At 60.2% G+C, this 10,692-nt stretch carries 12 protein-coding genes; 5 read left to right on the forward strand and 7 right to left on the reverse strand.

What is annotated here, in order from left to right; genetic code table 11:
* Nucleotides 1-108: 108 nt before the first annotated feature.
* Both ACRESD_RS00515 and ACRESD_RS00520 read right to left on the reverse strand, forming a co-directional pair.
* Complete coding sequence (locus ACRESD_RS00515) at nucleotides 109-519, reverse strand: HPF/RaiA family ribosome-associated protein (RefSeq protein ID WP_431749140.1); 411 nt, start codon at nucleotides 517-519, stop codon at nucleotides 109-111.
* Nucleotides 520-731: 212 nt separating this feature from the next.
* Nucleotides 732-1,679, reverse strand: a complete 948-nt coding sequence (locus ACRESD_RS00520; RefSeq protein ID WP_431749141.1) for a LysR substrate-binding domain-containing protein — start codon at nucleotides 1,677-1,679, stop codon at nucleotides 732-734.
* A gap of 136 nt (nucleotides 1,680-1,815) precedes the next feature.
* Here ACRESD_RS00520 and ACRESD_RS00525 point away from each other — a divergent pair, with 136 nt between their 5' ends.
* The 3 genes from ACRESD_RS00525 (at nucleotide 1,816) to ACRESD_RS00535 (ending at nucleotide 5,160) form a co-directional block, all read left to right on the forward strand.
* The gene (locus ACRESD_RS00525; protein ID WP_431749142.1) at nucleotides 1,816-3,192 is read left to right on the forward strand and encodes an L-serine ammonia-lyase; all 1,377 of its coding nucleotides are present in this window, start codon (nucleotides 1,816-1,818) and stop codon (nucleotides 3,190-3,192) included.
* A gap of 61 nt (nucleotides 3,193-3,253) precedes the next feature.
* A complete protein-coding gene (locus ACRESD_RS00530) occupies nucleotides 3,254-4,543 on the forward strand; it encodes a serine/threonine transporter (RefSeq protein WP_431749143.1) in 1,290 nt (429 codons plus the stop codon).
* 299 nt (nucleotides 4,544-4,842) lie between these two features.
* Nucleotides 4,843-5,160 (forward strand): DUF3509 domain-containing protein, encoded by a 318-nt coding sequence (locus tag ACRESD_RS00535; RefSeq protein WP_431749144.1) that lies wholly within the window; start codon nucleotides 4,843-4,845, stop codon nucleotides 5,158-5,160.
* On the opposite strand, the gene ACRESD_RS00540 is transcribed toward ACRESD_RS00535, so the two are convergent.
* Entirely contained in the window at nucleotides 5,157-5,645 is a 489-nt protein-coding gene (locus tag ACRESD_RS00540; protein ID WP_431749145.1) for a phosphate-starvation-inducible protein PsiE, read from the reverse strand. The genes ACRESD_RS00535 and ACRESD_RS00540 overlap by 4 nt on opposite strands.
* 250 nt (nucleotides 5,646-5,895) lie before the next feature.
* Here ACRESD_RS00540 and ACRESD_RS00545 point away from each other — a divergent pair, with 250 nt between their 5' ends.
* On the forward strand, nucleotides 5,896-6,156 hold the full coding sequence (locus ACRESD_RS00545) for a YebG family protein (RefSeq protein WP_003188807.1): 261 nt from the start codon (nucleotides 5,896-5,898) through the stop codon (nucleotides 6,154-6,156).
* Between the two features lie 55 nt (nucleotides 6,157-6,211).
* Here the strand turns inward: ACRESD_RS00545 and ACRESD_RS00550 are convergent, their stop codons facing one another.
* Nucleotides 6,212-7,231, reverse strand: a complete 1,020-nt coding sequence (locus tag ACRESD_RS00550) for a Glu/Leu/Phe/Val dehydrogenase dimerization domain-containing protein (protein WP_431749146.1) — start codon at nucleotides 7,229-7,231, stop codon at nucleotides 6,212-6,214.
* Between the two features lie 186 nt (nucleotides 7,232-7,417).
* Between ACRESD_RS00550 and ACRESD_RS00555 the strand changes: the two genes are divergently transcribed.
* Nucleotides 7,418-8,221 (forward strand): SirB1 family protein, encoded by an 804-nt coding sequence (locus ACRESD_RS00555; RefSeq protein ID WP_431749147.1) that lies wholly within the window; start codon nucleotides 7,418-7,420, stop codon nucleotides 8,219-8,221.
* Here the strand turns inward: ACRESD_RS00555 and ACRESD_RS00560 are convergent.
* The 3 genes from ACRESD_RS00560 to ACRESD_RS00570 form a co-directional block, all read right to left on the reverse strand.
* Nucleotides 8,218-9,585 (reverse strand): MFS transporter, encoded by a 1,368-nt coding sequence (locus ACRESD_RS00560; protein WP_431749148.1) that lies wholly within the window; start codon nucleotides 9,583-9,585, stop codon nucleotides 8,218-8,220. The two genes, ACRESD_RS00555 and ACRESD_RS00560, sit on opposite strands and share 4 nt — an antisense overlap.
* A 95-nt stretch (nucleotides 9,586-9,680) precedes the next feature.
* Nucleotides 9,681-10,316 carry a maleylacetoacetate isomerase gene (gene maiA / locus ACRESD_RS00565; RefSeq protein ID WP_431749149.1) on the reverse strand — a complete coding sequence of 212 codons (636 nt, stop codon included), beginning with the start codon at nucleotides 10,314-10,316 and terminating at the stop codon, nucleotides 9,681-9,683.
* A gap of 12 nt (nucleotides 10,317-10,328) precedes the next feature.
* On the reverse strand, nucleotides 10,329-10,692 hold a 364-nt coding region (locus ACRESD_RS00570), incomplete at its 5' end, for a fumarylacetoacetate hydrolase family protein (RefSeq protein WP_431749150.1).

The raw sequence follows: 10,692 nt of genomic DNA on the forward strand, positions 1-10,692 counted from the left end.
GTATCGGCGCTGGCGGGCTGGCGCTATTGAGCCGGTACTTTTTCCGCAGCCGTTAAACGAAAACGGGCCTGCGTATGCAGGCCCGTTTGGGTAGGGATGAAAGCGCTGTCAGCTGTTAATCGCTGCCTGCAGGTTTTCTTCAAACTCCGCTTCAAGCGCACCCTCGTTCACTTTGTTGGCTGGCAGGCCTTTCCCGGCAGCGCGTGGCTTGCCCTGCAGTTTGCCGAACAAATGTTCCAGCGCGTGCTCCAGCTTGATGGCTGCACCGTCAATCGCCTGTTCCAGCGTATCGGCTTTATCGCAGACCGAGATCGGTTGATGGCCCTTTGGCCGTGCTTCCAGACGGCAACTCAAATCATGGGGACCGGGCTTGTCGCCGTTCTCATCCCGCAGGTAGACCTCAACGCGGGTCAGGTGTTCTTCATAACGTTCGAGCGTGCTCTCAATGGTAGTACGTACCCACTCCTCCAGTCGGATGCTGCTTTCAATATGGTTATCGCTATTGACTTGGATTTGCATAGTTCTTCCCTTATTTCAGCTAGCTCGCGGGAGGTCACAACTGCAACACCGATGTGGTGAAACCATGACCTCTTGATTACACAATTGAGCAGTCAGAGAAACAATTCAACCCCTTTGCAAAGATAAATCCCACATTACAAATTAAGTCTGACTACGAGCAAAAACGCTGTTAGGGTGGGGAGTTAGTTGCATCTTCCTACTCCCTTCAAACCTTACAATTGCCCCTCTCCCAACGGGTGCAATCCACGAAAAATCCCCGCTTCTTCCACCAGCCAGTCATGCACCGCACGCACGCCCGGATGATTCAGCGCGCCCGGCGCATACAGCAGCACGTAACGCTTGTGGTTGGGCACGGCCACGCCGAATGGCACGATCAAGGTGCCGCGCTCCAGCTCATCGTTGAGCAAGGTACGCCGGGCGATCGCGACGCCCATGCCGGCGATCGCGGCTTCAATGGTCAGGTGATTGCGGTTGAAGGTGTGCCCGCGCCGCACATCAGCATCGTGATAGCCGATGGCATTCAGGTAGAACTCCCACTCGGCGTACTCATAACTCCCACGCCAGGCGGTGATGTCGTGCAACAGCGGGAAATGCACCAGATCCGCCGGACCGTGCAACGGTGGCCGGCCGCGCAGCAGGCTGGGAGCGCACACCGGGAATATCTGCTCGTCCAGCAGGGCTGTGGATAACAAGCCGGGATAGCTGCCGTCGTTGAGGTCAATCGCCAGGTCAAAGTCGCCCTCATGCAGGGCGATACTGCTGTCTTCGGCCACCATGCGCAGCTGGATATCCGGGAAACGTTGCTGCAAACGCGGTAAACGCGGAGTCAGCCACTTGCCCAGAAACGACGGGATGGAGCGCAGGCGCAAAGTGCCGCTGATCATACCCGCGTCCAACCGCTGCAATTCGGCATCGATGCTGCCGTAGGCCTCCCCCACCGTTGCCGCCAAACGCTGGCCCTCGGCACTCAGTTCAACCCCACGCGCCCGGCGATGGAACAACCGAAACCCCAGGCGTTCTTCCAACTGGCGAATTTGCTGGCTCACCGCCCCCGGTGTGATGTGCAGTTCTTCGGCGCAACGAGTGAACGACAGGTGCCGTGCCGCACAGGAAAAAACGTGTAACCAGACGTAGGTCTGACCGTGGAGAGGGCGAGCCATAGGGTTTAGTCCTGCTAAAGGGTTTCTTAGGATAATTCGTTGGTCAGTGCCGATCCAGAGGATCAGTATCGCGCCAATTGCGCTCGTCCTACAAAAATGGCAGCGATTTCTACTCCATTGCTTGTAAGGCTTTAGCATGACTATCAGTGTTTTCGATCTATTCAAAGTGGGCATCGGCCCGTCCAGCTCCCATACCGTCGGCCCCATGCGGGCGGCAGCGAGCTTTGCCCAGGCACTGACCGATCAACACTTGCTGAGCGACACACGCCGGGTCGAAGTGCGCCTGTATGGCTCTCTGTCCGCCACCGGCGTCGGCCACGCCACCGACCGCGCCTGCGTCATGGGCTTGATGGGCGAGTGGCCGGATCAGGTCGACCCGACCTTGATCAACACCCGTATCCAGCAACTGCGTGAGTCCGGCCGGCTGTTGCTTGCCGGCACCCAGGACATTGCCTTTAACTGGCACACCGACCTCCTGCTGCTGGACGAAAGCCTGCCCTACCATCCCAACGCCATGTCGCTGCACGCCTACGGTGAAAACGGTCTGCTGAGCGAGCAAACCTATTACTCGGTGGGTGGCGGTTTCATCATCGAAGCGGCTGAAGCGGCCTCAGGCGTTGCTCCGACCAGCGATGTTGAATTGCCCTACGACTTTTCCAGCGCGGTCGAATTGCTGGCCTTGTGCAACAAGCACGGCTTGCGGGTTTCCGAACTGATGATGGCCAACGAACGGGCGTGGCGCAGCGACGAAGACATCCGCAGCGGCCTGTTGCATATCTGGTCGGTGATGCGCGAATGCGTGGAGCAAGGCCTGCGCGACGAAGGCATCTTGCCCGGTGGCCTGAATGTGCCCCGCCGCGCGGCGAAACTGCACCGTAGTCTGCTGGAAATCGGCAAGCCGAATGTCATCACCTCGACCCTTTCCGCGATGGAGTGGGTCAACCTGTTCGCCCTCGCCGTCAACGAAGAGAACGCTGCCGGTGGACGCATGGTGACGGCACCGACTAATGGCGCAGCAGGGATCATTCCGGCCGTGCTGCACTACTACATGAAGTTCAACGCCGATGCGTCCGACGACGATGTGGTCAATTTCTTCCTGGCGGCCGCCGCCGTCGGCATCCTGTGCAAGAAAAACGCCTCGATCTCCGGCGCCGAAGTCGGCTGCCAGGGCGAAGTCGGCTCGGCCTGCGCCATGGCCGCTGCCGGGCTGGCCGATATTCTCGGCGCCACCCCTGAGCAACTGGAAAACGCCGCCGAAATCGGCCTGGAGCACAACCTCGGCCTGACCTGCGACCCGGTCGGCGGCCTGGTGCAGGTGCCGTGCATCGAGCGCAACGCCATCGCCGCCGTGAAGGCGATCAACGCCACGCAAATGGCCCTGCGCGGTGACGGCAAACACTTCATTTCCCTCGACCGGGTGATCCGCACCATGCGCGATACCGGCGCCGATATGCATGACAAATACAAAGAAACTTCACGGGGCGGCCTGGCGGTCAGCTGGGTGGAGTGCTGATCGGAGCACTGCTACCCGCCCCAACGTGAGCCCGCGCAAAAATAATAACGAGGCAATACCGATGACTGATGTACGTACACCCGCTGCCGAAAGTCCCGCTGCCAGCATTACAACCGTGAGCAAAGGCTGGACCAAACACGACACCACCTGGATGCTCGGCCTCTACGGCACCGCCATCGGCGCCGGCACCTTGTTCCTGCCGATCAATGCCGGTGTCGGCGGCTTCTGGCCACTGATCGTGCTGGCGCTGCTGGCCTTTCCGATGACCTTCTTCGCCCACCGTGGGCTGACGCGCTTTGTGCTGTCGGGCAAATCCGGCGACATCACCGAAGTGGTCGAAGAACACTTCGGCGTCGGTGCGGGCAAACTGATCACCCTGCTGTATTTCTTTGCGATTTTCCCGATCCTGCTGGTGTACAGCGTGGCGCTGACCAACACCCTGGGCAGTTTCATGGAGCACCAGTTGCACATGGCGCCGCCACCCCGGGCGATCCTGTCGCTGGTGCTGATCCTCGGGTTGATGGCCATCGTACGTTGCGGCCAGGGCGTGATCGTCAAGGCCATGAGTGTGCTGGTGTACCCGTTCGTCGCCGCCCTGTTGCTGCTGGCCTTCAGCCTGATCCCCAACTGGAACGGCGCCTTCTTCGCCTCGGCCGGTGAAGGCATGCCGCTGCCGCTGTTCTTCAAGACCCTGTGGCTGGCGATTCCGGTGATGGTATTTTCCTTCAACCATTCGCCGATCATCTCCGCGTTCGCCGTCGACCAGAAACGTGTCTATGGCGCCCAGGCCGAACGCAAAAGCAGCGGCATCCTCGCCACCGCCCACGGCATGATGGTGCTGACGGTGATGTTCTTCTGCTTCAGTTGCGTGCTGGCCCTGTCACCCGCAGACCTGGCGGCCGCCAAGGCGCAGAACATTTCGATCCTGTCGTACCTGGCCAACCACTTCCAAACACCGGTCATTGCTTACGCCGCACCGTTGATTGCGCTGGTGGCGATTACCAAATCGTTCCTGGGCCACTACATCGGCGCCAGCGAAGGCTTCCAGGGCTTGATCGTCAAATCCCTGCGCGGGCGTAACCGTTCGATGTCGTCCAAAGCGCTGGAACGCTGCACTGCACTGTTCATGGTGCTGACCTGCTGGGCCGTCGCCACGTTCAACCCAAGCATCCTGGGCATGATCGAGACGATGGGCGGGCCGATCATCGCGTGCCTGCTGTTCCTGATGCCGATGTACGCCATCCGCCGCGTGCCATCCCTGCGCCAGTACTCGGGCCAGTTGTCGAATGTGTTTGTGGTAGTGATCGGGCTGATTGCGCTGTCTGCGATCGTTTTTTCCGTGTTGCCCTGAAATCGAACACCGACCTAAAGAACAACACGAAACAAATGTGGGAGGGGGCTTGCCCCCGATAGCAATCCTCCAGCCGAGTATTCATTGGCTGACACACCGCTATCGGAGGCAAGCCCCCTCCCACATTGGGACCTCAACGTCTGACAAGTCGCTATACGGCACGCCCCTTGCTGTACAGCCTCTGAGGCAAACGGACCTTGTGAAACCTCAGCGACGGAGTGGCCGGTGGTCAGGCAACGCGAACTATTCCCGACACCGGCCGTCAATGACTGCATGTTCCTATCAGGCGGTAACGCACCATGGACAATCCATTTCAGATCATCACGGACACTTTCACCCCCCACTACCGCGTCAACCTGAGTATCCAACGGCTTGATGGCAGCATCATGCTCACCCTCTCGAACGAGACAGGCGTGGTGGCCAAGCGCATGATCAGCGCCGCACAACGCAACGACCCGCAACGGCTCAGACGGCTGGTGCAAAGCATCCAATTCGGCATCGCCATCGAACAAGGCCACAGCGCCATGGAAATCCTGGCAGTGATGACGGACGGCGACAGCCACAAACTCCTGCAGCCGCCACCTTCTCGCACCCTGCCCTTCAGCGTCGGGCTTTAAAGCTCACCCTTCTCGGTGTCCTGGCTCGCCTCGCCCTTGCGACGCGGGCCTTCAACCTTCACCGAGGGGAATGCCGACGAAGCGTAACGCACCACCAGAATCGAGAAGGCCAACAGCAGAATGCCGCCGCACAGGTAGATGATGCCGATGTCCGGCGGGTTGTGGTGGGACACATTGGAGATGAGCAGTCGCGTCAGTGCGGTGATCGCCACATAGATCAGGAAGCGCACTGGCATGTGGTTGGTCTTGAAGTAAATCCCGACCATCGCGCCCAATTCCAGGTAGATGAACAGCAGCAAGATGTCGTCGATCTTAATGTGACCGTTCTCCAGCATCCCCAGGAATTCCATCACCGCCGCCCAGGCCGTCACCGCGCCAATGGCGAACAGCGCCAGGTAATGGAACGACTCGACAAACAGGTTACCCAGCGACTCGGCCAGCCCATGCACGTTCTGGCGCAGCCTTTCGGCCCAGTTGATTTTCACGATGATACTTCCTTAGGTCGGCTCGACCGGATAATGCGGGTTGGACGTGACGGTTGTTCTGCATGCAGAAAAAAGGCCAGTAGCTAGGAAATAAGATGATGGCTGCGTGAGATGAGGCACGCCAAACCTGCATTTCCCGACTACATTAAAAAACTGCTACCCAAACCCCACGGTTTGGCTTACCCTTTTAGCTGTATATAAATACAGTAGTCGCAAAAGACAACTATCGTGAAGGCATGTGAGGTGGTGAATGGCCGTCGAAGTGGTATACCGCAGCAGCCGAGATCTGGAGCGTTTGTTCATGGATAAAGCCGAAGCTGACCGTCATGACAAGATGCTTGAACTCGCTGAGTTGCTGGCAGAAGTGTTGCAAAAAGCCGTGCCGTCCCTGAGCGAGCAGCAGGTGGAAGAGGCTGGGATCTACATGGCGAAGAATCGTGATGTATTTGCCAAGGCGTTCAAGAGCCAACCGGACGCGTTGTCCGAGTTGCTGAACCCTGCGGCGGAATAAAGCCCGAATTGAACAGGCCCTGAGTCACTGACTCAGGGCCTTTTTAATGCCTGGGTTATTTGTACAGCAGGCGCTCGGCCAGCTCATCCGCCACACGGGCGGGGGAACGTTTTTCGGCTTGGGCGTGGGCAAAGATTTCGGTCAGGCGCGTGCCGATGTTCGACAGATGAGCAGTGATGCTCGGCAGTTCGGCGCCACCGTGCTTGAGGGCAACGTAGATCAGGCCTCCGGAGTTGATCACGTAGTCCGGCGCATAGAGGATGCCGCGCCCTTCCAGTTGATCGGCAATGTCCAGGTTGGTCAGTTGCGCACTGGCAGAACCAGCCACGGCGGCGCAGCGCAGTTGGCCGACGGTGTGACGGTTGAATACCGCGCCAACCCCGCAGGGCGCGAGGATGTCGCAGGGGGTGCTGAGCAAGGCGTCGTTGGCGATGGGGTGCGCGCCGAGTTGCTCCATGGCCAGTTGTACCTTGCCGTGGTCGATGTCGCTGACCAACAGCTCGGCACCCGCCGCATGCAGTTGCTCAGCCAGGGCATACCCCACATTGCCCAGGCCCTGGACTGCCACGCGCAAGCCTTCAAGGTTGTCGCTGCCCAAGCGGGCCATGGCGGTGGTGCGGATGCCGGTGAACACCCCCATGGCGGCGTGGGGCGCAGGATCGCCAGCGGCGGTGGTGCTGGTGACGAAACGGGTGTGCTGGGCGATGCAATCCATATCCGCGACCGAGGTGCCGCTGTCGATGGCAGTGATGAAACGGCCGTCGAGTTTTTCGATGCAGCGACCGAAGGCTTCGAACAAGGCAGCACGGTTTTCCACATGCACGGGGCGGATGATCACCGCCGTACCGCCGCCTACCGGCAGGCCAGCCAGGGCGGCTTTGTAGCTCATGCCTTGGGCCAGGCGCGCAGCGTCCGCCACGGCACTTTGATCGTCGGGGTAAGCGAGGTAACGACAGCCGCCCAAGGCAGGACCCAGGCGACTGTTGTGGATGGCGATGATCGCCTTCAGCCCGGTCACAGGGTCGACGCTCAGGTGCAGCGATTCAAGGCGGGTGCTGTGCATGAGCGCAAACATCAATGAGCTCCCGAATCACTTCTGGTAGTGGCCCAAGTATAGGCTTGCGGTAAAAAACTGCTGGACTGCACTGGAATAAGGCTCCCGATTTTGTAGGCCGCAAGACATAAGGAAGCGGGATATTTCTCAAGACGCTGGACGAAAATACACAGCAAGGCTAAAACGGGGCATCCGCCGGAGAACGCAATGAATCCCCGCCAAGCCTTTTTCGCCTGCCTGGAACGTTCACCCCCTGCGCTGTTTGAAGCGGCGCTGTGGATTGCCGCCGAGCACGACCCTGCCGTGCAGCCGTTGCTGATCCTGCAAGATTTTACCTTGCTGCAACAACAGGTCGCGCTGGGTATGCCCATGTTGCCGGCAGACGAACTGGGCCAGCCACTGTTGCGGCGTTTGAACGACCTGGGGTTTGCCCAGGATGACTTCACCCCGCTGCGCCCCGCCGCCGCCCTGCTGGACAAGGTGCTGCAACGCAAGCGCGGGCAGCCCTTGGCCATGGGGCTGATTGCCTTGGAGATGGCACGCCGCTTGGACATCCCCATGGTGGGCGTGAATTTTCCCGGGCACTTTCTGCTGCGGGTGCCCGGCGCCGACCATCTGCTGGACCCTTGCGGCGGTCGACGCCTGTACCCCAATGACTGCCGTGAATTGCTGCACCGTCAGTACGGGCCGAACCTCAAGTTGCAGGCCGACCACCTGCACACCGCCGAACCACGCGCGATCTTGCAACGGCTGTCACGTAACCTGCGCCAACTGCATCTCTCCAATGACGCCCCGCTCGATGCATTGGTCGATGCCGAGCGCGTGCTGGAACTGGGCAATGCCAGTGCCGCCGACTACCTCGCCCGAGCCAGCCTGTATCAACGCCTGGACTGCCCAAACGCCGAACGTTTTGACCTGGAACACGCCCTGCTGCTCAGCGAAGATCCGATCCAGCGCCTGCGCCTGGCCGAACGGTTGGGGCATCTGCCGCCCAACACCGTGGTGCATTAAACCTGCGGTTCCTTAAGGATATCGGTATGCAACGGGCTCTTCGGCTCGCTCACGACGGGCGAACGCACCTGAATAATCAACAACGCCGCAATCACCGCCGGAATCGCGCAGAAGAAGAAAATCTGCTGCACCGGAATGTGCATCGCCAACAGCATGCTGCCAAACAGCGGCCCCAGGATTGAACCGAATCGTCCCACACCCAAGGCCCAACCCGTGCCGGTCGCGCGCACGTGTGCCGGGTAGAAGTTGCTGGCGAAGGCATTGAGAGTCAACTGGCCGCCAATGATGCAGAAGCCGGCGGCGAACACGCAGGCCACCAGATACCGTGGGTTGTCATGGTTCAGACCCAACAGAAGGGTGCACAGCGCCGCTGCCGCCAACACTGCGGACAACAGGCGCACTTTACTTTTCAGGCGGTCGGCGAACCAGGCCATGCCAATGGCGCCCAGGGTGCCGGCGAACAGGAACATCGACGTCACCAGGTTGGCTTCTTTCAAGGCCAGGCCACTTTCCAGCAGCAGCGACGGCAGCCAACTGATCATGAAATACAGCAGGATCAGGCTGACAAAAAAGGTCGCCCAGATCAGTAAGGTCGGGCGTGCGTAGCCATTACGGAACAACTCCACCACCGTCAGTTTACTGCCCTGTTCCTGCTGGTTTTCGGCCTCGGTGGCCAGTGGTGGCTGCCAGTTGGGCAGCATGCGCGCCGTGACCTTTTGCAGCCGCAAATAAGGCGGCGAATCACGCAACAAACGCGGCAGGGATTCCGGAAGCAGCCACACCAGGAATGGGAAGAGCAGCAGCGGCGTCACACCGCCCGCCAGGAATACCGCCTGCCAACCGTAGTTTTCGATAAACCCCGCGGCGACAAAACCACCCGCCGCGCCGCCGAACGAGAAGCCGCACGCGGCCAACGTCACCATCAAGGTGCGCAAACGGGGCGGGGAATACTCCGACATCAATGCCATGGCGCTCGGCATCGCACCGCCCATGCCAATGCCACAGATAAAGCGCGCAGCCATCAGTGTGGTCAGGGAGTTGGCGAAGACCATCAGTACCGTGAGGCTGGCGTAAATCAGCACGCAGCCCAGCAGGATGCGCCGCACACCAAACCGGTCGGCCAGGGGCGTCACCAGCAACGAGCCCAGCGTCAGGCCCAGCAGGTTGGCACTGAATACAGGGCCGAACGCGGCTTTTTCCAGGCCCCAATCCTTGGCCAACGCCGGCACCACATAGCCCAGCACCTGGGCATCGTAGCCATCGGTCACCAGCAGCAGCGCCAACAACAGGAGAATCAACCACTGATAGCGCGACACCGGACGGGCATCGAGTGCCGCGCGAAAGCTGGCAATCTGATTGTGCATCGCAAGGTACCTATTATTGTTCTATGGATGACGCCGACCTAAATGTGGGAGGGGACTTGCTCCCTCCCACATTGGTTTTGTGCAAGTGTTGGGGGTTAGGGGGTGTCTGGTTGATTGGCAGGGTGGGCTTGAATGAACGCCGGATGCTGCGCCGCCAATGCCGCCACCCGCCCGATACGCGGATACGCCACCAACGGCACCTTGAAACGCTCGGCCGCATACAGCTGGGGAATCAGGAAAGCATCCGCCATCCCGGGCTGCTCGCCAAAGCAAAACCCTTTGTCGCCAATCAGTTGCTCCACGGCGCCCAAGCCCTGGCTGATCCAATGGCCGATCCATTCCAGCAACTGCGCCTCGTCATGCCCCCACTTGCGTAGCAGGTTCTGGGTACTGGAGTTGTGCAGCGGGTGAATATCGCAACCGATGATCGACGCCACCGCACGCTCATGGGCGCGGGTCGCCAGGTCCTTGGAGAGCAGCGGTGCCTGTGGATAACGTTCCTCCAGGTACTCGATGATCGCTGGCGACTGAATCAACAGCTCGCCCTCATCAGTCCGCAAGGCCGGTACACGGCCCTGGGGGTTGATCGCCAGGTATTCCGGCTGACGGTTCGCACCACCCGCCGGCACCAGCAAGTTGACCGGCACGGCGGTGAAATCCAGCCCCTTCAGCGCCAGGGCGATACGCACCCGGTACGACGAGGTGGAACGGTAGTAAGTATAGAGTTCCATCGCCCTGCCCCCTTAGCGCGCCGCGACCACGGTACCCCGGCATTCGCCGAAGCCAATGGAGGTAAACCCTTCGCGGCTGCAACGGGCGCGCAGGATGATTTCGTCGCCGTCTTCGAGGAACTTGCGCACCTCGCCGGAGGCCAGTTCAATCGGCTTTTTACCACCTTCAGTGATTTCCAGCAGGCTGCCGAACTGCCCCGGCTGCGGCCCGGACAAGGTGCCCGAACCAAACAAGTCCCCAGCTTGCAACTGGCAACCATTGACGCTGTGGTGTGCCACCATTTGCGCCACGGTCCAGTACATGTGCTGGGTGTTGCTCAGGGTCAGGCGATGGGCCGGCAGGTTCTGCTCGCGCATCGAGGCGGTGGTCAGCAGC

This window comes from Pseudomonas sp. (genome assembly GCF_050739995.1).
GTDB lineage: Bacteria > Pseudomonadota > Gammaproteobacteria > Pseudomonadales > Pseudomonadaceae > Aquipseudomonas.

Coding starts and splice junctions, on each gene's coding strand:
- ACRESD_RS00515 (WP_431749140.1), bottom strand. CDS start 519: ATGCAAATCCAAGTCAATAGCGATAACCATATTGAAAGCAGCATCCGA.
- ACRESD_RS00520 (WP_431749141.1), bottom strand. CDS start 1,679: ATGGCTCGCCCTCTCCACGGTCAGACCTACGTCTGGTTACACGTTTTT.
- ACRESD_RS00525 (WP_431749142.1), top strand. CDS start 1,816: ATGACTATCAGTGTTTTCGATCTATTCAAAGTGGGCATCGGCCCGTCC.
- ACRESD_RS00530 (WP_431749143.1), top strand. CDS start 3,254: ATGACTGATGTACGTACACCCGCTGCCGAAAGTCCCGCTGCCAGCATT.
- ACRESD_RS00535 (WP_431749144.1), top strand. CDS start 4,843: ATGGACAATCCATTTCAGATCATCACGGACACTTTCACCCCCCACTAC.
- ACRESD_RS00545 (WP_003188807.1), top strand. CDS start 5,896: ATGGCCGTCGAAGTGGTATACCGCAGCAGCCGAGATCTGGAGCGTTTG.
- ACRESD_RS00550 (WP_431749146.1), bottom strand. CDS start 7,231: ATGTTTGCGCTCATGCACAGCACCCGCCTTGAATCGCTGCACCTGAGC.
- ACRESD_RS00555 (WP_431749147.1), top strand. CDS start 7,418: ATGAATCCCCGCCAAGCCTTTTTCGCCTGCCTGGAACGTTCACCCCCT.
- ACRESD_RS00560 (WP_431749148.1), bottom strand. CDS start 9,585: ATGCACAATCAGATTGCCAGCTTTCGCGCGGCACTCGATGCCCGTCCG.
- maiA (WP_431749149.1), bottom strand. CDS start 10,316: ATGGAACTCTATACTTACTACCGTTCCACCTCGTCGTACCGGGTGCGT.